Below are 246 nucleotides of genomic sequence, written 5' to 3'. Positions count from 1 at the left end.
AGGTAACCGTAGGGGAACCTGCGGTTGGATCACCTCCTTACCTTAAAGAACCTGCCTTTGTAGTGCTCACACAGATTGTCTGATGAAAAGTAAATAGCAAGGCGTCTTGCGATTGAGACTTACACGTCCCCTTCGTCTAGAGGCCCAGGACACCGCCCTTTCACGGCGGTAACAGGGGTTCGAATCCCCTAGGGGACGCCACTTGCTGGTTCGTGAGTGAAAGTCACCTGCCGTCATATCTCAAAA

The 246-nt window shown here is 52.0% G+C and carries 1 tRNA gene; it reads left to right on the top strand.

Features of this window, described 5'->3' with window-relative positions:
• Positions 1-125 precede the first annotated feature (125 nt).
• Positions 126-201, top strand: a tRNA-Glu gene (locus ACZ6J2_RS21900).
• Positions 202-246: the final 45 nt, after the last annotated feature.

It is taken from the genome of Enterobacter sp. E14S (genome assembly GCF_055666685.1).
This window is presented reverse-complemented; position numbering and strand designations above follow the sequence as displayed.